The 23379-nt window shown below is 62.1% G+C and carries 22 protein-coding genes and 3 pseudogenes; 13 read left to right on the top strand and 12 right to left on the bottom strand.

Going from position 1 to position 23379, the window contains the following annotated elements; translation table 11 throughout:
• Positions 1–124: 124 nt before the first annotated feature.
• A complete protein-coding gene (locus tag LRS56_30285; protein ID WDU62913.1) occupies positions 125–1459 on the top strand; it encodes an MFS transporter in 1335 nt (444 codons plus the stop codon).
• A gap of 1 nt (position 1460) precedes the next feature.
• Here the strand turns inward: LRS56_30285 and LRS56_30280 are convergent, their stop codons facing one another.
• Complete coding sequence (locus tag LRS56_30280) at positions 1461–2429, bottom strand: DMT family transporter (protein WDU62912.1); 969 nt, start codon at positions 2427–2429, stop codon at positions 1461–1463.
• A gap of 101 nt (positions 2430–2530) precedes the next feature.
• Here LRS56_30280 and LRS56_30275 point away from each other — a divergent pair, with 101 nt between their 5' ends.
• Genes LRS56_30275 through LRS56_30265 form a run of 3 tightly spaced genes read left to right on the top strand, consistent with a single transcriptional unit; the run spans position 2531 to position 4859 of the window.
• Positions 2531–2947 carry a membrane lipoprotein lipid attachment site-containing protein gene (locus LRS56_30275; GenBank protein ID WDU62911.1) on the top strand — a complete coding sequence of 139 codons (417 nt, stop codon included), beginning with the start codon at positions 2531–2533 and terminating at the stop codon, positions 2945–2947.
• Between the two features lie 43 nt (positions 2948–2990).
• A complete protein-coding gene (locus tag LRS56_30270; GenBank protein ID WDU62910.1) occupies positions 2991–3872 on the top strand; it encodes a neutral zinc metallopeptidase in 882 nt (293 codons plus the stop codon).
• Positions 3873–4859: an alpha/beta hydrolase gene (locus LRS56_30265; protein WDU62909.1), complete on the top strand. Its 987-nt coding sequence runs from the start codon at positions 3873–3875 to the stop codon at positions 4857–4859.
• Positions 4860–4930: 71 nt separating this feature from the next.
• Here LRS56_30265 and LRS56_30260 read toward each other — a convergent pair whose 3' ends face one another.
• Genes LRS56_30260 through LRS56_30250 form a run of 3 tightly spaced genes read right to left on the bottom strand, consistent with a single transcriptional unit; the run spans position 4931 to position 6995 of the window.
• Positions 4931–5518 carry an HAD family hydrolase gene (locus tag LRS56_30260; protein WDU62908.1) on the bottom strand — a complete coding sequence of 196 codons (588 nt, stop codon included), beginning with the start codon at positions 5516–5518 and terminating at the stop codon, positions 4931–4933.
• Positions 5515–6384 (bottom strand): acyl-CoA thioesterase II, encoded by an 870-nt coding sequence (tesB, locus tag LRS56_30255; GenBank protein ID WDU62907.1) that lies wholly within the window; start codon positions 6382–6384, stop codon positions 5515–5517. The genes LRS56_30260 and tesB overlap by 4 nt, the downstream gene beginning before the upstream one ends.
• A 41-nt stretch (positions 6385–6425) precedes the next feature.
• A complete protein-coding gene (locus tag LRS56_30250) occupies positions 6426–6995 on the bottom strand; it encodes a GNAT family N-acetyltransferase (protein ID WDU62906.1) in 570 nt (189 codons plus the stop codon).
• An 81-nt stretch (positions 6996–7076) separates the two neighbouring features.
• Between LRS56_30250 and LRS56_30245 the strand changes: the two genes are divergently transcribed.
• The gene (locus LRS56_30245; protein WDU62905.1) at positions 7077–7997 is read left to right on the top strand and encodes a histone deacetylase; all 921 of its coding nucleotides are present in this window, start codon (positions 7077–7079) and stop codon (positions 7995–7997) included.
• A 171-nt stretch (positions 7998–8168) separates the two neighbouring features.
• Positions 8169–9395: a TIGR03862 family flavoprotein gene (locus tag LRS56_30240; protein WDU62904.1), complete on the top strand. Its 1227-nt coding sequence runs from the start codon at positions 8169–8171 to the stop codon at positions 9393–9395.
• Positions 9396–9517: 122 nt separating this feature from the next.
• Here the strand turns inward: LRS56_30240 and LRS56_30235 are convergent, their stop codons facing one another.
• On the bottom strand, positions 9518–10852 hold the full coding sequence (locus LRS56_30235) for a DEAD/DEAH box helicase (protein ID WDU62903.1): 1335 nt from the start codon (positions 10850–10852) through the stop codon (positions 9518–9520).
• Positions 10853–10900: 48 nt separating this feature from the next.
• Complete coding sequence (gene yedA, locus LRS56_30230; GenBank protein ID WDU62902.1) at positions 10901–11797, bottom strand: drug/metabolite exporter YedA; 897 nt, start codon at positions 11795–11797, stop codon at positions 10901–10903.
• Between the two features lie 161 nt (positions 11798–11958).
• Here yedA and LRS56_30225 point away from each other — a divergent pair, with 161 nt between their 5' ends.
• Positions 11959–12420 (top strand): Lrp/AsnC family transcriptional regulator, encoded by a 462-nt coding sequence (locus LRS56_30225; protein WDU62901.1) that lies wholly within the window; start codon positions 11959–11961, stop codon positions 12418–12420.
• A gap of 104 nt (positions 12421–12524) precedes the next feature.
• On the opposite strand, the gene LRS56_30220 is transcribed toward LRS56_30225, so the two are convergent.
• Positions 12525–12773 carry an acyl carrier protein gene (locus LRS56_30220; GenBank protein ID WDU62900.1) on the bottom strand — a complete coding sequence of 83 codons (249 nt, stop codon included), beginning with the start codon at positions 12771–12773 and terminating at the stop codon, positions 12525–12527.
• A 93-nt stretch (positions 12774–12866) separates the two neighbouring features.
• Between LRS56_30220 and LRS56_30215 the strand changes: the two are divergent.
• Positions 12867–12956, top strand: a pseudogene (locus LRS56_30215) (DUF3077 domain-containing protein).
• Positions 12957–13169: 213 nt separating this feature from the next.
• Here the strand turns inward: LRS56_30215 and LRS56_30210 are convergent.
• The 3 genes from LRS56_30210 to LRS56_30200 form a co-directional block, all read right to left on the bottom strand.
• Positions 13170–13781, bottom strand: coding sequence for a 3'-5' exonuclease (locus LRS56_30210; GenBank protein ID WDU62899.1), 612 nt, complete (start codon positions 13779–13781; stop codon positions 13170–13172).
• A gap of 25 nt (positions 13782–13806) precedes the next feature.
• Positions 13807–14283 (bottom strand): NYN domain-containing protein, encoded by a 477-nt coding sequence (locus tag LRS56_30205; GenBank protein ID WDU62898.1) that lies wholly within the window; start codon positions 14281–14283, stop codon positions 13807–13809.
• 117 nt (positions 14284–14400) lie between these two features.
• A complete protein-coding gene (locus LRS56_30200; GenBank protein ID WDU62897.1) occupies positions 14401–15159 on the bottom strand; it encodes a DUF2076 domain-containing protein in 759 nt (252 codons plus the stop codon).
• A 180-nt stretch (positions 15160–15339) separates the two neighbouring features.
• On the opposite strand from LRS56_30200, the gene LRS56_30195 reads away from it, so the two are divergent.
• Together LRS56_30195 and LRS56_30190 are read left to right on the top strand one after the other, a co-directional pair.
• Complete coding sequence (locus LRS56_30195; protein ID WDU62896.1) at positions 15340–15999, top strand: YciC family protein; 660 nt, start codon at positions 15340–15342, stop codon at positions 15997–15999.
• A gap of 40 nt (positions 16000–16039) precedes the next feature.
• Positions 16040–17128, top strand: a complete 1089-nt coding sequence (locus LRS56_30190) for an endonuclease/exonuclease/phosphatase family protein (GenBank protein WDU62895.1) — start codon at positions 16040–16042, stop codon at positions 17126–17128.
• 122 nt (positions 17129–17250) lie between these two features.
• Here the strand turns inward: LRS56_30190 and hrpB are convergent.
• Positions 17251–19759, bottom strand: a pseudogene (gene hrpB / locus LRS56_30185) (ATP-dependent helicase HrpB).
• A gap of 255 nt (positions 19760–20014) precedes the next feature.
• Here hrpB and LRS56_30180 point away from each other — a divergent pair.
• Together LRS56_30180 and LRS56_30175 are read left to right on the top strand one after the other, a co-directional pair.
• A complete protein-coding gene (locus tag LRS56_30180) occupies positions 20015–20437 on the top strand; it encodes a polyribonucleotide nucleotidyltransferase (protein ID WDU62894.1) in 423 nt (140 codons plus the stop codon).
• A complete protein-coding gene (locus LRS56_30175; GenBank protein WDU62893.1) occupies positions 20434–21339 on the top strand; it encodes a cation diffusion facilitator family transporter in 906 nt (301 codons plus the stop codon). Before LRS56_30180 ends, LRS56_30175 begins: the two co-directional genes overlap by 4 nt.
• A gap of 13 nt (positions 21340–21352) precedes the next feature.
• Here the strand turns inward: LRS56_30175 and LRS56_30170 are convergent.
• Positions 21353–22406, bottom strand: a pseudogene (locus LRS56_30170) (glycine zipper family protein).
• Between the two features lie 446 nt (positions 22407–22852).
• On the opposite strand from LRS56_30170, the gene LRS56_30165 reads away from it, so the two are divergent.
• Complete coding sequence (locus LRS56_30165) at positions 22853–23332, top strand: Lrp/AsnC family transcriptional regulator (protein WDU62892.1); 480 nt, start codon at positions 22853–22855, stop codon at positions 23330–23332.
• The last annotated feature ends 47 nt before the right edge of the window (positions 23333–23379 follow it).

Below are 23379 nucleotides of genomic sequence, written 5' to 3'. Positions count from 1 at the left end.
CGAACACAATGGCCGTTGGCGAATTGACGATTTTTTAAGCACTGCGCACCATCGATTCCGTAGCTACACCCGAAAAGAAGACCCAGAACACACCATAAAAATTTCAAAAAACGGGTACGACCTCATGCCTTCGCAAAACTCCGTCCTGGCCGCGCGCCCGGGCACCCCGCATGCCGGTATCGGCAGCAAAATTCGCGGCGCCCTGGCCGTGGGTAAAACTCGCTGGGGCATGCTGGCCCTGGTGTTCTTCGCAACCACCCTCAACTACATCGATCGCGCCGCGTTAGGCGTGATGCAGCCGATCCTCGCCAAAGAGATGAGCTGGACGGCGATGGACTACGCCAACATCAACTTCTGGTTCCAGGTCGGCTACGCCATCGGCTTTGTGCTGCAAGGCCGCCTGATCGACCGGATCGGCGTGAAGCGCGTGTTCTTCTGCGCGGTGCTGCTGTGGAGCCTGGCAACCGGCGCCCACGGACTGGCCACCTCGGCAGTCGGCTTTATGGTGTGCCGCTTTATCCTCGGGTTGACCGAGGCCGCCAACTACCCGGCCTGCGTCAAGACCACCCGCCTGTGGTTCCCCGCCGGCGAGCGTGCGGTAGCCACCGGTATCTTCAACGCCGGTACCAACGTCGGCGCGATGATGACGCCGATGCTGTTGCCGTTGATCCTGCATGTGTGGGGCTGGCAGGCGGCGTTCCTGTGCATGTCCGCGCTGGGCGGTATCTGGCTGCTGTTCTGGGGCCTGAAGTACTACAACCCGGAAGACCACCCCACCGTTAAACAATCCGAACTGGACTACGTGCAACAGGAAGTCGAGCCGGAACAACCCCGCGTACCGTTCAGCCGCATTCTGCGCATGCGCGGCACCTGGGCCTTCGCCCTCGCCTACTCGCTGACCGCGCCGGTGTTCTGGTTCTACCTGTACTGGCTGCCGCCCTTTCTGAACCAGCAATACAACCTGGGTATCAACGTGACCCAAATGGGCATTCCGCTGATCATCATCTATCTGACAGCCGACTTCGGCAGTGTGGGTGGGGGGATTCTGTCGTCGTTCCTGATCGGCCGCGGGATGAACTCGATCAAGGCGCGTTTGCTGTCGATGCTGCTGTTCGCCTGCTGCATCGTCGGCGTGATCATGGCGGCCGGCTCCAGCCAGCTGTGGGTCGCGGTGTTTGCCATCTCCCTGGCCATCGGCGCGCACCAGGCCTGGACCGCCAATATCTGGAGCCTGGTGATGGACTACACGCCCAAGCACATGATGAGCACGGTGTTCGGCTTCGGCGGGATGTGCGCAGCCATCGGCGGCATGTTCATGACCCAGATCGTCGGGCATATCCTCACGGTGACCAACAACAACTACACCGTGTTGTTCACCTTGATCCCCGCGATGTACTTCATTGCGCTGACCTGGATGTACTTCATGGCGCCGCGCAAGATTCCTACGGTAGACGTGTAATTTACCGACGCCGCTGCTGCCAGGCAGCGGCCAGCCCGCTCATGCAGATCACCCCGATGCCGACCACCGTGGTCACATCGGGGGTATGGTTGAACACCAGCCAGCCCAACAACCCCGCAAACACTATCTGGCAATAGCCGAACGGCGCCAGCAAGGCCGGCGCCGCAAAGCGGAACGCCTGGGTCAGCATAAAGTGCGCGGTCATCCCGCACGCACCCAAGGCCAGCATCAGCACGCCGTGCCATAGCGTAGGAACCTGCCAGAAGAACGGCACCAACGCGCTCATCACCAAGGTATTACACAGCCCCGCGAAAAAGTTGCTGGTGGTGGGGGTGTCGTATCGGCTGAGGATGCGCGTGAGCAGTTGGTAGAAGCAGAAGAACAGCGCCGAACACAGCGGCAGCAGCACTGCCGGGGTGAATAGCTCACCGCCGGGGTGGATGATGATGATTACGCCGATGAACCCGCAGATCACCGCCAGCCATTGACCGCGTGTCACGTGCTCACCGAGCAGCGGCACCGACAGCGCCGTCACCAGAATCGGCGTAAGAAAGTTCACCGCCGTGGCCTCAGCCAGAGGGATGTAATGCAGCGCAGTGGTAAAAAACAGGCTGGTGCCCAGCAGGCACAACGCCCGTATCACCTGCATGCCGGGCCGCTTGCTGCGCAACACACGCAACCCCGATTGCGGCAGGAAAATCCCCGCCATCAGCAAGGTATGCACCACGTACCGCGCCCACACCACCATCACGATCGGGTAGAACCCGGCCAGGTATTTGGACAAGGCGTCATGGCTGGAGAACAGGAACGTCGCCAGCACAATCAGCAGGATGCCCTTGAAAGTATGGTTGACGCCGGAAAGGGGGTGCTGACAGTCATGGAATTCTCTTGCGTGGCGCGCCGAACGCTGAACGAGGTAGCACTCAACCCGGTAATCTAGCAGCCGGGCATGCGTCTGCCCCAAGAGCATAACCAAACACCGTGCGAACAGCGCACTAAATCACGGGATTCGAGTCCAACGCAGCACCTTAGCCCCCGCGTTGCACACTTTTTGACCAAGGCCCTGCCGCTATGAAAAAAACCTTCTTTGTTCTCTCTGCCCTTGTGCTGCTGACCGCCTGTAACCAGGAGCCCAAGGACGCACCAAAACCCGCGCCGCCTTCCGTACAGGCCACCCTGGTGCCCGAAACCCCGCCCACCGATAAATGGGTCGGTAAATGGATTGGCGTAGAGGGTTTGCACCTGACCATCGCCAAGGACGACAGCATCGGCCGTGGCCACTACCTTCTAACCATGCAATACGGCCTCGATGCCGATGACTCCGGCACCTTCCAGGGTGAAGCCAACGAAGAAGGCATCACCTTCACCCGCCCGGACGGCCCGCAACTGCTGCGCGCCGGCGATGGGGAAGCCACCGGCTTGAAATGGCTGGCGGATAAAAAGGACTGCCTGATCGTCGATACCGGCGAAGGTTACTGCCGCGATTAACGTCCATACTCCATTACGGTAAGAACACGAGAGGATTGCCCACATGCTATGGAAAAAAGGCCGACGCAGCGACAACGTGGTGGATGCCCGCGATGACAGCGGTGGTGGCGGCATGCGCTTTGGTGGCGGCAAGGGCCTGAGCCTCACGGCGATTGTGCTGATTGTCGGCATCGGCTGGCTGACCGGCCAGGACCCGCTGCAGATCCTCGGCCAATTGACCGGCCAGATGGAGCAAGCGCCCTCGGTCAGCACGCAATCGCGCCAGGCGCCGCCGGCCAATGATGAGCAGGCCGATTTTGTTCGGGCTGTGCTGGGCGATACCGAAGACACCTGGGGCCAGGTGTTCCAGGAAAACGGGTTGGCCTACAAAAACCCGAAACTGATCCTGTTCCGTGGCCGGGTGAATTCCGCCTGCGGTGGCGCGACCTCGGCCAGCGGCCCGTTCTATTGCCCCGCCGACCAGCAGGTGTACCTGGACCTGGATTTCTTCCGGGAAATGTCCCAACGCTTCAAGGCCGCCGGCGACTTCGCCCAGGCCTACGTGATCGCCCACGAAGTCGGGCACCACGTGCAGACGCTGCTCGGCATCTCGGCCAAGATCCAGGCCGCACGCCAGCAAGGCCGGCAGATGCAAGGCGACGGCGGCCTGTTGGTACGCCAGGAACTGCAAGCCGATTGCTTCGCCGGGGTCTGGGCCAACCGGGCGCAAAAACGCCTGAACTGGCTGGAGCCCGGCGACATAGAAGAAGCACTGAATGCGGCCAACGCCATTGGCGATGACCGGTTGCAGCAACAGGGTCAGGGGCGCGTCGTGCCGGACTCGTTTACCCACGGCACCTCGGCGCAGCGGGTTCGCTGGTTCAAGACCGGCTTCGCCCAGGGCCAGATCACTCAATGCGACACTTTTACCGCCAAGAGTCTTTAAATGAATAAACGATTGGGATTGCTGTTGGGCGTGTTGATTACCTGTTCCACCACCACCTGGGCGGCCGAGAAAGAACATGGCGTCAAGGTGGTCAGCCCCGATCGTTTTCACCTGGATGCCGGTGACCTCAGCCTGGGCCTGAGCCAGGATTGGCGCCAGCCGCTGCCGCAGGTCACGCGCGCATTGATCATCGTGCATGGCCGCCTGCGCAATGCGATGACCTACCTGGAAAGTGGCGAGCACGCTGCTGAAGACGCCGGGGTGGGTGGCAGCACCCTGGTCATTGCGCCGCAATTTCTCGACGAATCGGACGTAAAACGCGACCACCTGGACAACCAACTGCTGCGCTGGAAAGCCGATGACTGGATGGCCGGCGAGCCCTCCATCGGCCCCGGCCAGGTCAGTTCCTACGGTGCTCTGGACCAGATCATCAAGCACCTGGGCAACCGCAAACTGTTCCCGGCGCTGAAAGAAATCGTGGTCGCCGGGCACTCCGGTGGTGGCCAGGTAGTGCAGCGTTTCGCCCTCACCGGCCACGACCACCCGATGCTGCAAACCGAAGGCATCAGCCTGCGCTATGTGGTGGCCAACCCATCGTCCTACGCGTACTTCAGCCCCCAGCGCCCGGTGAAGTTCGACACCGCCAGTTGCCCCGGCTTCAACGACTGGAAATACGGCATGCAAAATCTGCCGGCCTACGCCAAGGGCCAGAGCGCCGAGCAGCTTGAGCAGGCTTATGTATCACGCAACATCACCTACCTGCTGGGCCAGCAAGACACCGACCCGAACCACCCGGCGCTGGACAAAAGCTGCGCAGCCGAGACCCAGGGCGCGTATCGCCTGATTCGCGGGCACAACTATTTTGACTACCTCAAGCAGCGTCATCCGCAGCTGGGCCATAAGCTGGTAGACGTGCCGGGGGTTGGGCATAACGGGGATGGGATGTTTACTTCGCCTGAAGGCGAGAAGGTACTGTTCGGGAAGTAATCCCTGCACAAACCCGATCAAAATGTGGGAGCTGGCTTGCCAGCTCCCACATTTGAGCTTCAGTGCCTGGGCTAGATCATCCGGCGCAGCGCCGCGCAATCTTCAGCATGCCAATCCGCCAACTCCGGCCACGGGTTCTCCGGCAGGTTCACCAACACCGTCCGGGCCCCCGCCGCCCGACCGCAATCCAGGTCAAAGCGGTAATCCCCCACCATCACCATCTCGCTGGGCGCCACGCGCCAGGCAGCCGCCAGTTTCAGCAAACCACCCGGGTCGGGCTTGGGCGGCGCATCGTCGCGCCCCAGCACATCTTCTGTGGCAAAGCAGTCCGCCAGCCCAATCGCCTGCAGGGTGATATGCGCCAGCTCCCGCGCATTGCGGGTCAAAATGCCCAGGCGATAACCGCGCCCGGCCAGCTCGCGCACCAACTCCACCGCACCCTCTGCCGCGACGGAACCCAGCGCCAGCTCGCGCTCATGCTCCAGCAACCAGGCGTGTTTGGCCGCCGCAACCTCCGTCGGCAAGGCGCCGATGTGGGTGAGGATGTCGTCTTCGGGTGGAATCTCCAGCGCCACGCGAATAGCGGCAAAATCATGCACCGCCACCGTGAGGGTGCCGTCCATGTCGAACACCCAGTGCTTAACGTCCGTGAGGCTCATGCCCAGTCCTTGCGATGGCGAATCAACCCTTCCTGGGTCACCGAGGCCACCAGTTGCCCGGCGCGGTTGTACACGCTGCCACGGGAGAACCCGCGGGAATTGCCGGCCCACGGACTGTCCATGGCGTAGAGCAACCAGTCATCGGCACGCAGGTCGGCGTGGAACCACAGCGCGTGGTCGAGGCTGGCGACCTGCATGTCTTTCTGCCACACGCTCTTGCCATGGGGCAGCATCGAGGTGGTCAGCAAGCCAAAGTCCGAAGCATAGGCCAACAGGTATTTATGCAGCGCCGGCGTATCGGCCAGGGCGCCGTCGGCACGAAACCACACGTACCTGACCGGGTCGGACGGCTGCGGGTTGAACGGGTCTTTCTCGGTCACCGGGCGTACTTCGATCGGCTTGGGGCACAGCAGCTTGTCGCGCATATGCTCGGGAATCAGGTGCGCGCGCTGCTGGGTCAGTTCCAGCTCCGACGGCAGGTTCTCCGGACCAACCACCACGGGCATGGTGGTCTGGTGCTCGAAGCCTTCTTCGTCATATTGGAACGACGTGGTGCAGGTGAAGATCGGGTGGCCCTTCTGGATGGCCGTAACCCGACGGGTGCTGAAACTGCCGCCGTCACGCACACGGTCCACCGAATACACCACCGGCAAGGCGGCATCGCCGGGACGCAGGAAATAACCATGCAGGGAATGCACGTGCCGGGCTTCTTCTACGGTCTGGCTGGCAGCCGACAACGACTGGCCGAGCACCTGGCCGCCGAACAGCTGACGAAAACCCAGGTCCTGGCTGCGGCCGCGAAAGAGGTTTTCCTCAATCGGCTCCAGGGTCAGCAAGTCCACCAGATCTTCCAATACTTGGCTCATAGAGCAACTCCTACTACATACAAGAGGGCATTCCGGGCTGCTTATCCGTGCAGCGTGTCCAACCATTGGGCGCGGGTGATGCGGTACAAAACGTGAGGGCGCAGCGGGTCATCGGCTGCGACCTTGGGGTGTTCAAAATCTGCCTGGGGATCGTAATGCATACCGATGGCCTGCATGACTTTTTGTGATGGCAGATTGGCTTCAGTGGTGAACGCCACAATTTCATCCAGCTGCAAACGGTCGAAGCCGCAACGCAGTGCGGTCCAGGCCGCCTCGCTGGCATAGCCCAGGCCCCAATGCTCGCGGGCCAGGCGCCAGCCGATTTCCACCGCAGGGGTAAAGCCTGCTTCAAAGCTGACATTTTGCAGCCCGGTCAGGCCGATAAATTCACCGGTGTCCTTGCGCTGCAAGGCCCAGAAGCCAAAGCCGTATTCGGCAAAATGCCCGCGAATCCGCCCAATCAAGGCGGCGCTTTCCAGGTGGCTCAATTTGGCCGGGAAATAGCGCATCACCTGCGGGTCGGCGCACATGGCGGCAAAACCCGCCAAGTCAGTGTCGCGCCATTGACGCAGCACCAAGCGTGCGCTTTCCAATTCAAGTATCGGCTCCATGGGTCCCCTCCCTTGCCGTATGCGTGTGCGCGAGTGTACAGCGCTGTTAAGATCCGTCGCAGGTTCCCGCAAGAAAATCCCATGCCTTTGCCATTGATCTACCACGATGACTACAGCCCCGAGTTCCCGGCGGACCACCGGTTCCCCATGGACAAGTTCCGCCTGTTGCGTGACCACCTGGTGGACAGCGGCCTGACCCAGGACCGCCAATTGCTGCGCCCGGACCTGTGCCCCGCAGAGATTCTGGCCCTGGCCCATGAACCTGGGTATATCGAACGCTACATGAGCGGCGAGTTGTCCCGCGAAGACCAACGGCGCCTTGGCCTGCCCTGGAGCGAAGCGCTGGCGCGGCGCACCGTGCGGGCGGTCGGCGGCTCGATCCTCGCGGCCGAGCAGGCGCTGGAACACGGCCTGGCCTGCCACCTGGCGGGCGGCACTCATCACGCCCATTACGATTACCCGGCGGGCTTTTGCATCTTCAATGACCTGGCGGTAATCAGCCACTACCTGCTGGCCAGCGGCCGGGTCAACCGGGTGCTGATCTTCGACTGCGACGTGCACCAGGGCGACGGCACTGCGCGCATCCTGCACCACACACCGGACGCGATCACCGTGTCGCTGCACTGCGAAAAAAACTTCCCGGCACGCAAGGCCCAGAGCGACTGGGACATCCCGCTGCCCATGGGCATGGGCGATGCCGACTACCTCAAGGTAGTGGACGACGCCCTCAACTACCTGCTGCCGCTGTATCAGCCCGACCTGGTGCTGTACGACGCCGGCGTCGATGTGCATAAAGATGACGCCCTCGGCTACCTCAAGCTGACAGACGCAGGCGTAGCCGCCCGTGATGAAAGCGTGATGCGCCACTGCCTGGGCCGTGATATCCCGGTGATGGGCGTGATCGGCGGCGGCTACAGCAAGGACCGCCCTGCCCTGGCCCGCCGCCACGGCATCCTGCACCACAGCGCCCAGCGGGTGTGGACGTCATCAGGTTGTCATTGAAATGTGGCCTTTACCCACAATGCCTGTGGAACGGCCTGTGGATAACTTGAGCGTAAGGGGCTGTAGGCCAATAACCGCATAGCCTGCGTCATGCTGTACATTTTTTGATCAGGCACGTGCGTCGAGCTCGGGTAGAATGTGCGGCCTATTCAAATGACCGTAGCCTTGCCCATGCCCCTGACACCCCCTCGACACGTCACTATTATCGGCGGCGGCCCCGCCGGGCTGATGGCCGCCGAAGTCTTGAGCCAAGCGGGCGTGCGGGTCGACCTGTATGACGGCATGCCTTCCGTGGGGCGCAAATTCCTGCTGGCCGGTGTGGGCGGCATGAACATCACCCACTCCGAGGCGTACCCGACGTTCCTGTCGCGTTATGCCGAACGTGCACCGCACATGGCACCGCTGCTACGGGCGTTCGGCGCCGAGGCGTTGTGCGAGTGGATTCATGGCCTGGGCATCCAGACCTTTGTCGGCAGCTCCGGCCGGGTGTTTCCTACCGACATGAAGGCCGCGCCGCTGCTGCGCGCCTGGCTCAAGCGCCTGCGCGACCAGGGCGTGGTTATCCACACCCGGCATCGTTGGCTGGGCTGGAATGCTGAGGGCGATTTACTTATCCACAGCCCGGACGGCGAAAAAACTATCCACAGCGACGCGGTGCTGCTGGCCCTTGGCGGGGGCAGCTGGTCGCGCCTGGGGTCTGACGGCGCCTGGCGCACGTTGCTGGAAGACCGCGGCGTGCCCTGCATGCCGTTGCAGCCGAGCAATTGTGGCTTTGAGGTGTCGGCCTGGAGCGAATTGATGGTCAGCAAATTCGCCGGCGCGCCGCTGAAAAACGTCGCCATCGGGCTAGGGGATGACACGCCACGCTTGGGCGAATGCGTGGTCACCGCTACGGGGATCGAAGGCAGCTTGATCTACGCGTTGTCGGCGCCCATCCGTGAAGCGATCAACCGCGATTGCGCGGCCACCGTGCACATCGACCTGCTGCCCAGCAAGCCGCTGGACAAGGTCCAGGCGGCGTTGGCCAAACCCCGCGGCTCGCGCTCGATGAGCAAGCATTTGCACAGTCAGTTGGGATTGGATGGGGTCAAGGCCGCGCTGCTGCGCGAGCTGGCACCGGCGGAGCACTTCAATGATCCGGCGCAATTGGCGGTGGCTATCAAGGCGCTGCCACTGACATTGGTGAAGACACGGCCGATGGATGAGGCGATCAGCACCGCCGGCGGCGTGCCGTTTGAGGCGCTGGATGAGCGCTTGATGCTCAAGCAGTTGCCGGGGGTGTTTTGTGCGGGGGAGATGCTGGATTGGGAAGCGCCGACAGGCGGGTATTTGCTGACCGGATGCTTTGCCAGTGGCATAGCGGCTGGGCGCGGCATGCTGGAGTGGCTCAAGCGCTGAGCCTTGCGATGAATTAAAATCCGCCTTCGCGAGCAAGCCCGCTCCCACATTTTGAATGTATTCACAGTTCAAAATGTGGGAGCGGGCTTGCTCGCGAAGAGGCAATCAGCAACGCCAAAAAATCACTTCTTCTTACGCGGCCCGGTGTTGAAAACAGGCACTTTACGCACCGGCTTGATCGAAGGCTCCGCCGGCGTCACTTCGCCACTGTCCACCCACTTACCCAGGTTGCGCTTACCGCCACCACCGGATGATTTAGGCTTCTTCGGCTTTTTCGGCTTCTTCACCACCTGTCCACTGGCATCGGTGTCCGGCACGCGGTGTTCCGGCTCGAATTCCGGCTCCATCTTGCGGGTCAGGGTCTGACGCGTGAGCATCTCGATGGCCGACAGCATGTTCACTTCATCGGCACACACCAGGGAAATCGCCTCACCGGTGTTGCCTGCACGCCCGGTACGGCCGATACGGTGGATGTAATCCTCGGCCACAATCGGCAGGTCAAAGTTGACCACCAGCGGCAAGTCTTCGATATCCAGGCCACGGGCCGCCACGTCGGTGGCCACCAGGATCTGCACTTCACTCGACTTGAAACGGTCCAGCGCACGCTGGCGGGTAGCCTGGGGTTTGTCGCCATGGATGCCATCGGCATTGATGCCCAGGCCCTGCAACTTATCCACCAGCGCATCCACGCCGTTACGGGTCTTGGCGAACACCAGCACCTGCTTCCAGCGGCCTTTGCGCATCAGGTGCACAAACAGCTCCGGCTTGCGCTTCTTGTCCACCGGCACCACCCATTGCTTCACGGTGTTGGCGGCGACGTTGCGCGGGCTCACTTCGATGCTCAGCGGGTCATTGAGCATCTGCCCGGCCAGCAGGCGGATTTCATCGGAGAAGGTCGCGGAGAACAGCAGGGTCTGGCGCTTTTTCGGCAACATCCGGTAGATGTTCGCCAGCTCTTCGGAAAAGCCCAGGTCGAGCATGCGGTCGGCTTCATCCAGCACCAGGGTTTGCAGCTGATTGAGCTTCAGCGCGTTCTGGCGGAACAGGTCGATCAGGCGGCCCGGCGTGGCGACCAAAATGTCGACGCCCTTGCGCAGCTTCATCATCTGCGGGTTGATGCTCACGCCGCCGTACACCGCGTACGTGGTCAGCGGCAGGTGCTGGGCGTACTCGGCGACGCTGGCGTGAACCTGCTCGGCCAGTTCGCGGGTCGGGCACAGGATCAGCGCACGCGCAGAGTTGGCGGCGACTTTCGGCCCTTCGGTGGTCAGCAATTGCAGGAGCGGCACGGCGAAACCGGCAGTTTTGCCGGTGCCGGTCTGGGCTGCGGCCATCAGGTCGCGACCGGCCAGCACCGCCGGAATGGCTTGCGCCTGCACCGGCGTCGGGGTCTGGTAGCCAAGCGTCTCAAGGGCGCGCAGCAAGGGTTCGATCAGGCCAAGTGTGGCGAAAGTCATGTGTTTACCGTAGGAAAAATTCAGCGCAAGTCGCAATTGCGCCGCAGTTTACCTTATTTCCGGCTTGGGCTTACGCCACTGGGGCAGGCTGATCAGCAGCACGGCGCTGATGATCACCAGCATCGCCAGGGCTTCTTCCAGGCCGATGGTCTCGCCGATAAACACAATCCCCAGCAACACCGCGACCGCCGGGTTGACATAGGCGTAGCTGGTCGCCGCCGCCGGGCGTACATGCTTGAGCAGGTACATATAGGCATTGAACGCGATAATCGAGCCGAACACGGCCAAGTAAGCCAGGGCCAGCCAGCCTTCCAGCGGCGGCATGGCCTGCAGGCGTTCACCGCTGAGCGCGCTCGCGATCAACAGCGTGACACCGGCCACCAGCATTTCCGCGGCACTCGCCATGGCACCCGGCGGCAGCGGCAGGCGCCGGCTCCACACCGAACCAAAGGCCCACGAAGCGGCAGCAAATAACAGCAACGCGGCGCCCGTAGGGCTCGATTGCAGGGTGCTGCCCATGTTCAGCATGGCGATGCCGAGCATCCCCAGGACCACCCCGGCCCATTCCAGACGAGTATTACGTGCCCCCCAGAAATACCCACAAAGCAGGGTAAACAACGGCACGGTCGCCACGGCCAGTGCCGCAACACCCGACGACACCCCCGAGTGCTCAGCCAGTGTGACCCCGCCATTGCCGAAGGTCAGCAGCAAAACCCCAATCTTGGCGGCCGCCTTCCACTGCTCCCACGTCGGCGCCGGCGCCCCGCGCCAGCGCAAAAAGCCATACATCGCCGCCCCAGCCACCAAAAAGCGAATCCCGCCCAACATCAGCGGCGGCCAGTACTCCACGCCGATGCGGATCACCAAGTAGGTAGACCCCCAGATCACATACAGCGCAAAAAAGGCGGCGATCAACGGTAAAGGGAAGCGACGTGGGCCAGGCATTGGGCGGCTCTAAGGCAGATATAAGAGATGCTTATTCTAAAAAGGCAGGTCTTTAAACATAAGTTACAAAACCTGTTTAAAGCGCCAGTACACTTTTCAAACCATGGTTATGAAGGCTATAACCCGTGCTTTCGAAACCCACCCGCCAATGGAGCCTTATCATGGACAAATACGACCGCATGCTCCTCAGCGCCCTGCTCGAAGACGGCCGCGCCTCCTACGCGCAACTGGCCCGCACCGTAAACCTCTCCGCCCCCGCCGTGGCCGAACGCGTGGCCAAGCTCGAAGCCAGCGGGGTGATCACCGGTTATCAGGCCAAAGTCGACATGTCCAAAGTGGGTTTACCGATTCAATGCGTGATCGAACTGAGGCTGACCAACCACGGCAGCCAGAAGGTCTACGACGCGTTGGCCGAGATTCCCGAACTGACCGAATGCCACCGGGTAACCGGCGACCCGTGCGTGATCATGCAAGCGGCGGTGGGCTCGATGCCGGAGTTGGAGAACTTGATCAACCGGATCGCGAAGTTCGGCTTCAGCAAGACCTCGATTATTTTGTCGAGCGCGATAGAGCGGCGGGTGCCGTTGGGGCAGTTGGAGGGGAATGGGAAAAGTGGTGGCTGAACAATCGCTATCGCAGGCAAGCCAGCTCCCACAGTTGAGCGCGTCGCCAGGTCTGGATGCAATCAACTGTGGGAGCTGGCGTGCCTGCGACGGCGTCAGTTGCTTCAACGCAGAGATGAGCGCTGAACAATCAAATCGACAACCTGCTTGATGGTTGTGATGTGATCCCAATCCTCCTGAGTCGCACGCAGGTTGAACTGCCACTTGATCTGCATGACGAAGCAGGTCAAATCGTCATCAATGATCTTGAAGTCATGGATGAAGTCCGTTTGCTCCGTGACTTGGCTGCGGTCGATAAAGCCGATGATATCGACGAACAGCTGAATCACCTTTTCGCTGATTTCGGTTCTCATCGTCCCTATTCCTTTCGCCAGCAACCAGCCGAGATTAAATATCTCGTGCAAAATTGCAATTCTAGGACGTTTCCGAGAGCTTCGGCTGGGGCAATGAATGTGCAGCAGCGGGCGGTGATGCATTTGGTGGGGATGGCGAAAGAGGTGGTGGATCGGGCGTTGGAGTGTGTGCAGCCTCGATAGGCTGACGAACCAAGTTTTATGGTAAATGGGCTTTTGTGGCGAGCGGGTTTGCCCGCGTTGGGCTGCGCAGCGGCCCCAATCAGGGCGCCGCGTTTTTTTCAGTAAGAACGGGTTGTCAGGTTTTGGGGCTGCTTCGCAACCCAACGCGGGCAAGCCCGCTCGCCACAAACAGCTCGCTCAGCAGAGCGATATCCACTCGATTTTGTGTTGGGCTCAGAAACCGCGATGTTTCTTCAGGTGCTCATTGACCTTCGCCGCTGGCACTTTCTGCAAGGTGCACAGCAGGTCATGGGACAGTTCGCGCAAGCCATGCGTGCCGCGCAGTTCCTTGGCCAGGTGCGCTGTGAGGTTGGCGGCCATTTCCGCATCCGCCATCGCTCGGTGAGCCTTGCCGGTGTGGGGCAGCTGGGCGTAGCTGTTGAGGGTGCCAAGTTTGTGGTTCGGCGCAGCCGGCATCAGGCGGCGGGCCAGCAGCAAGGAGCAGGCGAATTTTTGCAGGCGGGTGCGGCGGATCAGGCCCAGTTCGAAGTCCCAGAACTTCTGGTCGAACGCGGCGTTGTGCGCCAGCAGTGGTGTGGTGCCGACGAATTCATTGACTTCGTTCATCACCCGCTCGGCCGGCGGCGCGCTGCGCAGCATCGCGTTGCTGATGCCGGTGAGTTGCTCGATAAAGCCCGGCACGCGTACACCGGCGTTCATCAGGCTCTGGTAGCGGTCCACGATCTGGCCACGTTCGAGGATAACCACGGCGATTTCCGTGGCCCGGCAGTGGCTGCTCGGGGTGATGCCGGTGGTTTCAAAGTCGATGACCGCTATACGTTCCAAACCTGTTCCAACTCCGTCTAAACATTTATTTGAGCAGCAACGCGCCTTCGATCGGCACATAACGGCTGGCGGCGCGTATCAACGAGTTGGCCGTCAGCCCCGGCACACCATAGGCCACAGCTTCGACGCCATGCTTGTGGATGATGCGGTCGAGCAGCATGTCGAAGTCACCGTCGCCGGAGGCCAGCACCACTTCGTCGACATTGGCGGCGGCGTCCATGATGTCGATGGTGATGCCCACGTCCCAGTCACCCTTGGCCGAGCCGTCACTGCGCTGGATATACGGCTTGAGTTTTACCGTGAATCCCAGGTTGCGCAGGATCTGCTGGAACTGCTGCTGCTTGCTGTCGCCGCGGTCGATGGCATAGGCATAGGCCTCGACGATCTGCCCGCGTGAGCTGATATCCGCCCACAGCGCGGCGTAGTTGAAGTGGCAACCATAGGCCTGGCGAACGGTGTAATAGAGGTTTTGTACATCGGCGAACACCGCAATTTTCTTCACCGCACTTCCTCATGACAGCCAGGCGCCAGGGCCCGGAAAGGGTGCCAGTATGCCAGCCGCGAGAAAGTTTCCGGGAAAAATCAGACCGGGGCGACGAAGCGCCCCGGCCTGGGTGTGTCAGACGAAGGAATCGTCGTCGCCGAACGAGGAGGAATCGTCGGAATAGTCGTTGTCAGCGAAGCTGTCGGACGCGTTGTCGCTGCCCCAGCTGTCATTGCCGGCAAATTTCTGGTCGTCGTTGCCCCAGTTGCTGTTGTCACTGGCCGGCGCCGGCTCTTCGCGGATGATTTCTTCCACGACTTGCGGCTGCTGCGAGTTGTGGTTGAACAGGCTGCTGATGCCTTCGGCGAGTAATACGCCGCCCGCCACGCCCGCCGCGGTTTTCATCGCGCCGCCGAGGAACCCGCTGCCCACAGGGGCTGCGGGTGGTTGCTGGTAATTCTGTGGCGGCGCGGCGTAATTCTGCTGCTGCGGCGCAGGCTGGCCAAACCCGGGCCGTGCCGGTTCACGCCAGCCGCCGCCCGAGGAGGACGGTGCGCTCTGCGCCGGTTGCGGGTCACGGGAACCGCCACCAAAGATGCTCGACAAAAACCCGCCGCTGCTCGCCGGGGCCGGTGGCGCGGACTTGGCCCGTTGCAGTTCATCCTGCAATTGCTGAATCTGCTGCGCCTGCTGCTTGTTCTGCGCGTCGAGGCTCTTGAGCGCGTGTTCCTGCACCAAAATCGACTGGGTCATGTAGTACCCGGCGGCCGGTTGGCGAGTCATGTGCTCCTTGATCCGCGCTTCGGCCTGGGCGTCGCGGGGGGCTGAGTCCGTTTCGGCTTGTTGCAACCGTGAAAACAGTCCATCGATCAGGGTTTGCTCTTCGCTGTTCATGGCGACCTCGTTAGATTGCCGGTAGAAATCTTGGTCCCGCCTGGAATCAGGCTTGGGTACGCCCTAGTTATGGGGCTGTTACCAGTTGTTTCAATGGTCTTTACTCAAGGTTTACGTTTGCGCCTCCCCGACCGTGATCGGTTAAAGTGTCGCCCTTGTTTCCACGCTGCGATGAACCTGATGAATCCGTTAGACGTATTGCGCGACTCCCTCCGTTTTACCCGGCATAACCTGGGCGCCATCGTTCAGCTGTGCCTGCCGTTGGTGATCCTCGAGGCCCTGCTGCAACAGATTCTGGACCACACGCTGGGCGCCGATGCGTTTCCCGGTTACAGCGTGGTCGTGGGTTTATTGGTGTACCCGCTGTACACCGGCGCCTTGATCCTGTTTCTCGATGCCCGCACTCGGGGCGAGTCGCCGCGCACCAAGGATGTGTGGGCAATGGCCCTGACCCTGTGGCCGCGTTTTGCCCTGCTGACAGCCATGAGCACCCTGCTGATTTTGCTCGGCTTGTCGCTGTATTTCCTGCCGGGCCTGTGGCTGATGGTGGTGCTGGCGTTTGCCGAATACCTGCTGGTGCTGCGCGGCATGCCGGCGCTGGAGGCGATGAAGGAAAGTCTGCGCCTGACCCGTGGGCATTTCTGGCGGATCCTGGTGTGCCTGCTGTGCGTGATGACGCCGTTGTGGCTGCTCAAAGGCGCCAGCGTGGCGGCGTATCCCAACCCGGCGCCGCTGCTGGGGCTGTTGATGGACAGCGCCCATAGCTTCCTGCAGCTGTTCACCAGTGTGGTGCTGTTCCGTTTATTCATGCTGATCGGTGGCGATGCCGACGCACGGTGATATGCTCCGTGCCACTCCTGAAACGCTATAAGCCGAGCCGATGACCCGTTTATTGCGCATCACGTTACTGGGCCTGCTGATCATCGCGGGCCTGCTGACGGCCCTGATCTACAGCCTGACCTGGCGCCCGGCGCCCAAGGAAACCCTGCCCGTCAGCTGCGTCGCACCGCGTGCGCCGACCCTGCTGCCGGGGCAGGCGCTCAAGGTCATGACCTGGAACGTGCAATACCTGGCCGGCAAGAACTACGTGTTCTGGTACGACACTGCCGACGGCGGTGGCCCGGACGACCGCCCCACCGTGGAAGACATGGCCGCCAGCCTCGACGAAGTGGCGCGGGTGATCCGTGACGAACAACCCGACATCCTGCTGCTGCAGGAGCTCGATGAAAACGCCAAACCCTCGCACTACCAGGACCAGCTCGCGCTGTTGCAGGAGCGTCTGGTCGACCTTTACCCGTGCAGCGCGCAGACCTTCGACTGGAAAGCCGACTTCGTGCCCGACCGCCATATCTTCGGCAGCGTCGGCCGCAAGCTCGCGACCCTGAGCCGTTACCAGATCGAACACGCCGAGCGCCTGCAATTGCCGGCCCCGGACGCCAATATCCTCAGCCGTCAGTTCCAGCCCAAACCGGCCTTGCTGCTGACCTACCTGCCGCTGAGCGACGGCGGCCAATTGGCGGTGCTCAACACCCGCCTGGACGGCGACGCCCCTGGCCGCAGCGCGGTGTTGGAGCAAGTGCAAACCACCGGCAAGCTGCTGGATAAATTCGAAGGCCGTGGTACGCCATGGTTGATCGGCGGGGATTTCAACTTGTTGCCGCTGGGGCAGTTCCTGCGCCTGGACGCGGGCAAACGCGGGCAGTATTCGCCGGACAGCGAGCTGCATTTGTTGTGGGATAAATACCCGATGATCCCGAGCAACAGTGAGTCCAGCGGAATCGACCGCGCAAAATGGCTGACCCACTTCCCCAATGACCCAAGTGTCGATGGCCCGGATCGCACGCTGGATTACCTGTTCTACAGCCCGCGGATCAAGCGGGTTGAGGCGAAGGTGCGGCAGGAGGATACGCTGCGCATCTCCAACCATCTGCCGGTGATTGCGCGGTTTCTGCTGCCTGCCGCGCAATAACAGACACCCCAAAACCTGTGTGGGAGCTGGCTTGCCTGCGATGCAGGCACCGCAGGTTTTCAGTTGCACCGTGGGGATGCCATCGCAGGCAAGCCAGCGCCCACAGTTGATCTTCGTTGTTGCTACTTTCGGGGTTTGATCCGCGCCGTCGCCTCGGCCACCAGTGGGTCATCCGGCCAGTAGTGCTTGGGGTACCGCCCTTTTAAATCCTTCTTCACCTCGGCATAGGTGCTGCGCCAGAAGTTCGCCAGGTCCTGGGTCACCTGCACCGGCCGTCGCGCCGGGGACAGCAGGTGCAACTTGACCACCTGGCGCCCGCCGGCGATACGCGGGGTGTCGGCCAGGCCGAACAATTCCTGCAGGCGCACGGCCAGAATCGGCGGCTGTTCGCTGTAGTCCAAACGCACCGACGAGCCCGGAGGGTACTTTCACATGCTGGGGCGCGAGTTCGTCGAGGCGCTGGGGCAGCGGCCACGGCAGCAGGTTGTGCAGGAAGCTTGAAATATCCAGGTTGGCGAAATGGCTCAGGCGCGACACTTTGCCCAGATAAGGCATCAGCCAGTGTTCGAGGCTGGCCAGCAACGCCTTGTCACTGATATCGGGCCATTCGCTGGTTTTGCCGGCGTCCAGCTGGCGCAGCAGCATGACGCGGGCCTGCCACTGGCGCAGCTCGGGCGTCCAGGGCAACAGCTCCAGCCCTTTGCGCCGTACGAGGTTGACCAGCGCCTGGCTGCGTGCGGACTCGTCGAGGCCGGTCAGCGGTTCACGGCTCAGCACCAGTTCACCGACTTTGCGTTGGCGTTCGGCGCGCAGCACGCCTTCGCGCTCATCCCAATCCAGCTGGTCGACGTGACGCACTTGCTCGGCGAGCACCGTGTCGAACAGCGCCGGGTCAAAACCCGCCGCCAGGTAGATGCGCTCTTCACGCTGGCCCTGGCGGCTGCCCAGGTCGGCGATCACCAGCCAGGCTTGTTTCATCAGGCTGTCGGCCTCGGCAAACAGCGCGGCACGGCCGTTCGCCAGGCGGTATTCGGCGCCGCCAGGGCGTCGCTGCTGGGCGACCCGGTCCGGGTAGGCCAGCGCCAGCAAGGCACCGAGCCAGCGCGGGTGGTCGGGGTCGGCCACGGCGTGAGTCGGTTGGCCTCTTAAATAACCCCGGTATTGCCGGGCCAGTTGCTTGGCGCGCTGCACGCCGCCCTGAGTGCCGCGTGCGCGCTCTTCGCCGGACAGCAACGCCAGGCGGCTGTGCAAATCCGCGCCGCCGCCGCGCAAAATGTCGCGCTCGCCCAACAGCGCGGCCACCTCACAGGCCGTCGCCGCCAGCCCCAGGTCCTGCCCACGCAGTAATAAATGGGCAATGCGCGGATGGGCCGGCAGCTCGGCCATTTTCTGGCCATGGGCGGTGAGTTTGTCGTCATTCAACGCACCAAGGCGCACCAGCAAATCCTGGGCCTGGGCATACGCAGCAGCCGGCGGCACGTCCAGCCACACCAGTTGCGTAGGCGTAACGCCCCAGCGGGCCAGTTGCAAGGCCAAACCTGCGAGGTCGGCAGCGAGGATTTCCGCACTGCCATACGCGGCCAGGCCTTCATGCTGGTCCTCGGACCAGAGGCGATAACACACGCCCGGCTCCAGGCGCCCTGCCCGACCGGCGCGCTGGGTGGCGCTGGCGCGGGAGATGCGCTGGGTGTCGAGGCGGGTCATGCCGCTGCCGGGGTCGAAACGCGGCACCCGCGCCAACCCGGCGTCGATCACCACGCGCACACCATTGATGGTCAGGCTGGTTTCGGCGATGTTGGTGGCCAGTACGACTTTGCGTTTACCCGCAGGGGCCGTGTCGATGGCGGCGCGTTGGGCGTTGAGGTCCAGCTCGCCGTGCAGCGGGCATAACAGCACATCGGGGCGGTCGCCCAGGGCCTCGGCCAGTTGTTGATTGACGCGGCGAATCTCGGCTTGCCCCGGCAGAAACACCAACACGCTGCCGGTCTCGTCATGCAAGGCTTCAAGGAGGGTCTGCACCACACGCGGCTCGATAAATTCACCGGCCTGGTAGGGTCGACCCCAGCGCATCTGCACCGGGAACATCCGCCCTTCACTGCGCAGAATCGGCGCGTCGTCCAGCAGGCTGGCCAGGCGCTCGCCTTCAAGGGTCGCGGACATCAGCAGGATTTTCAGCGGTTGCTCATCGCGAAACAGCTCGCGGCCGTTGAGGCTCAGGGCCAGCGCCAGGTCGGCGTCGAGGCTGCGCTCGTGGAATTCGTCGAAGATCAGCAGGCCCACACCCTCCAGCGCCGGGTCGTCCTGCAGGCGGCGGGTGAGGATGCCTTCGGTGACCACCTCAATGCGCGTATTCGGGCCGACTTTGCTGTCGAGGCGGATGCGATAGCCCACGGTTTCACCGACCTTTTCGCCCAGCTCGCTGGCCAGGCGTTCGGCCGCGGCACGGGCGGCCAGGCGCCGGGGTTCGAGCATCAGGATGGTCTGCCCGGCCAACCAGGGCTCGTGCAGCAAGGCCAGGGGCACGCGGGTGGTTTTACCAGCGCCGGGCGGTGCTTCCAGCACGGCTTCATGGCGATTCGCCAAGGCGTCACGCAGGGCAGGTAAAACATCATCAATCGGCAACGAATTCATACTGGCTCCAAAGCAGAGCGGCGAGTATAACGGCGAACTGCCGGATGCCGGCGCTGGTCTCAAAGGCACAACCCAATCCTACTGGGGGAACACGATTGAATGTGGGAGCGGGCTTGCTCGCGAATGCGGTAGATCATTCACAGCTGTATTAAGTGACCGATCGCATTCGCGAGCAAGCCCGCTCCCACATTTGAACATCGTCGCCTGGTAGATCTGGCATATAGTCATTTTTCAAACGTGTTCAGGAGAGTCTTCATGCGTATCGCTTCCCGTGTCATCGGCGGTGTCCTCACCGTCACCCTGCTGAGCCAACTGACGGCCTGTGGCTCGATCTTCTATCCGGACCGCCGTGGCCAGATCGACGGCAAGATCGACCCGGCGATTGCCGTGCTCGATGCGGTGGGCCTGCTGTTTTATGTAATCCCTGGCCTGATTGCGTTCGGCGTGGACTTCGCCACCGGCGCCATCTACTTCGAACCGGGCAAAACCGCCCAGGTCGCCCCCGAAAAACTGCAGGAAGCCATCGGCGCCGACGGCAAGGTCGACAACGCCAAGCTGCAAACCATTATCCAGAAGGAAACCGGCCGCACCCTGCCGCTGGATGACCCGCGCATGATCCAGTTCAAAGGCAGCGTGCAACAGCTGGCCTCCCTGGGCCTGCAACCCATCCGCCTATGACCAGCAGTCCCGAACACGCGAGACTCCTGCGCCTGGCCACCCGCGCTTCGGTGGGCGTGGCCTGTGCGCTGATCATCACCAAGGCCATCGCCTGGTGGCTCAGCGGCTCGGTGAGCATGCTCGCCGGGTTGACCGACTCGCTGCTCGACGGCGTAACCTCGCTGCTGAATTTGCTGGCGGTGCACTACGCGCTGCGCCCGGCCGATGATGATCACCGCTATGGGCATGGCAAGGCTGAGTCGCTGTCGGGCATGGCCCAGGCGCTGTTTATCGCGGGCAGTGCGGTGTTGATCGCGTTTCAGGCGTACCAGCGCTTGCAGCATCCGGAACCTGTAGGCGCGCCTTGGCTGAGCATCGGCGTGATCGTGTTTTCGCTGGTGATGACCGTGGCGTTGCTGATGCTGCAACACCGGGTAATCCGCGAAACCGGCTCCAACGCGGTGCGGGCGGACTCGCTGCATTACCGCTCGGACTTGATGCTCAACGGCAGCATCCTGGTGGCGCTGGTGCTGGCGGGTTTTGGCTTTCATCAGGTGGACGCCTGGTTTGGCCTGGGGATTGCCGCCTACATTTTGTGGAGCGCGATCCAGATCGCCCGGGAAAGCTTCGCGGTGCTGATGGATGAGGAACTGCCGCCGGAGGTCAGCCAGCACATGCTGGAACTGGCGCGTGGCGTGCCGGGCGTATTGGGCGCGCATGATTTGCGCACGCGGATTTCCGGCAGCCACTGGTTTGTGCAACTGCACCTGGAGCTGCCGGGGGAGCTGACGCTGTCAGTGGCCCACGGCATCAGCGACCAGGCCGCCGATGCCATTCACCAAGCCTACCCGCGTGCCGAAGTGCTGGTGCATGCGGATCCTGCGGATCAGCTGCAAGCTGCAAGCTATAAGCCTCAAGCTTGAAGCTTGCATCTGCCTAATACTGCACCTGATAACCGCGACTGCTCAGGCAGTTGCCCTGGGCCTGGCGGTAGGTTTGCACCACCGCCGGGTCAGGGGCGTAGGTCACGGCCTGCGGGTCGAAGCCACTTTGCTGCACCGCCCAACGGTAACAGTCGTAGCCGTCCTGCTGTACCTGGGCCGGTGATTGGCCGTTGGCGGGATAGGCCACTACGTCATAGCCATTGCCCTGCGGCGCGGCCTGTTGCACGGGCACTGCTGTTGGCGGTTGCACCACCACGTACTGCTGGGAGCTGCTTTCGTAGGTGTAGTAGGAGCCCGCCGCGAGGAAGAACAGCGCGCTGCCCACCCAGACTTCCCGTGCGTAATCCGGCAGGTATTGCACGCGGATCCCGTACGGCGGCCGCACCACTACATAACGCGGGCCTTGCGGGCGATACCAGTAGCCGCCGGAGAAGAAATAATCCTGGCCACGGTACGGCACGCGGTAATTGCGGTCGGGGAAGCGGTCGACGGTATAACCGGGACGATATTGCGGGCCCGGGCCCCAGCCATTGCCATGCCCATCAGGGCGGCCGGGCCAGCGGTTGTCATTGGGGTGACCATTGTTGAAACCACCGCCTGGACGCGGGCCTGGGCCATTCCCGGACTGCCAGTGTTGATTGCCGTCGTTGCGACGCGGAATGTCCTGATAGTAGCCCTGACGCGGTTCCTGGGTCTGGCGCACGGTGTCCGGGCGACCCTGGATCGGCAGGTTATTCGCCGGCTGCGGCGCCGGGCGGGGTTGCTCAGCATTTTGCGGGCGACCTTGCCACTGCCCGCCGCCGCGCTGCTGTTGCTCGGCGCGATCGAAATGCTGGTTTTGTGGCCGAGGCTGAGCGTTTTCAGGACGTGGTTGATTGTTCTGCGGGCGCGGCTGTTCGTTACCTTGCCGTCCGCCTTCCGGGCCTCTTTCATGCTGACCACCCCCCCTCAGGGCGCGGTGCGTTATCACGTTCGTCAGCCATCACTTGCGTGCCGACGGTGACCATCAGCAAACCTACACCTGCCATACGCCAGATGCGCTTCATGCTATTCCTCACTGCTGATAAGGGCCTAGAACGTCCGGCCTCCCAGATAAGACTGGAAAAGCCTCGCCCGGTTCTGAGACAGGTTATCAGTCACGAGAACATTTTTTTGAGTAAGAAGGCTTAAGGCAAAGAAAAAGGGGTGACCCGTCGGCCACCCCCTTGAGAATTTCGTCCTGGCTCAACGCTTTTGACGTTGGCTCACCTCACGCCGTCTTGTGGACAGTGTGCAGCCTGGAGGCCGGCTCAACCCTGCTGGGGTGGCGGCCGCAGCGGGCTTGATTGGGCTCGCTGTAAATGGACTGTTGTCCAGGCGGTGATTCTGTTGATAAAGATACAGGCCCGCGCCCGACAGATGATTGCGAAGATTGCGTCAATAAACAGTGCTTGCGCAATTTTTAACCCTTCATAGATAATTCATCGCAATAGTTACGACAAAGGCTAACCCAATGAGCAAGCTTGACCGATACGACCTGAGTATTTTGGCGGAATTGCAGCGTGACGCGAGGATCTCCAACCAGGAGTTGGCCGAGCGTATCGGCCTGTCGCCGTCGCCCTGCTCACGCCGGGTCAAGCAATTGGAGGACGACGGCTACATCGCACGCCAGGTCGCCCTGCTCGACCGCAAGATGCTCGGGCTGAGCCTTACCGCCTATGTGCTGATCGGCATGGACCGCCACACGCCAGAGCGTTTCGAGAATTTCGAAGCGGCCATCCGCACCCTGCCGCAAGTACTGGAGTGCAGTTTGGTGACCGGGATGGACGCCGACTATCAGTTGAAAGTGGTGGTGCCGGACATGGATCACTACCAGAAGCTGCTGCTGGGGCATTTAACCCGTATTGAAGGCGTGACCAGCGTGCGTTCCAGCTTTGTACTCAACCAGGTGCTGAACAGTACCGAGCTGCCACTGACGCACCTGCGTACCTGAAACCAAGAGCAATACAGATCCCTGTGGGAGCGGGCTTGCTCGCGAAT

This window comes from Pseudomonas poae (assembly GCA_028869255.1).
GTDB lineage: Bacteria > Pseudomonadota > Gammaproteobacteria > Pseudomonadales > Pseudomonadaceae > Aquipseudomonas > Aquipseudomonas poae_C.
The sequence above is the reverse complement of the archived record's forward strand: the minus strand, read 5'-3'. Positions and strand labels throughout refer to the sequence as shown.